The 422-nt window shown below is 58.5% G+C and carries 1 protein-coding gene; it reads right to left on the reverse strand.

The features are described from left to right. On the reverse strand, positions 1–183 hold a 183-nt coding region (locus AC5ZG5_RS46470), incomplete at its 3' end, for a hypothetical protein (protein ID WP_496165601.1). Between the last annotated feature and the right edge of the window lie 239 nt (positions 184–422).

The raw sequence follows: 422 nt of genomic DNA on the forward strand, positions 1-422 counted from the left end.
ATGGTGCCCGTGTGGTTTCTCCGACCAGAGGGTATGAAGCCGCCGCCAGAGGATCATCGCTCCGGTCAGGAAGCGCCGCCAAAGCCCGAGCCTTCCCGCTTGCAGGAGGCGCGCCGAGCCGTCCAAGAATACGCGGACAATCTGCGGGAAATCATCAAGAAGCTCCGGAGTCGTCTCGAGCACTAAGGCTGCCGCAGCGCACTGCGATCCTCCTTATCCAGATGCACCCACTTGTAGGGCGCTGCCCCATGAGTCTAATCGCGCACCCTTGTTCTCGTGTTATGATTTCTGCCATGCTTTGCCTACGTAAGGAGTGCGGACGGTGAGGCAATCCAAGCAATACCGGAAACAAGCAAAGAGCGCAGAGCGCATCGCGCTCGCACTCGCCGATGCTGAAATCTCAGAAACCTTCCTCAATCTGG

Source organism: Bradyrhizobium sp. Ses1, assembly GCF_059512365.1.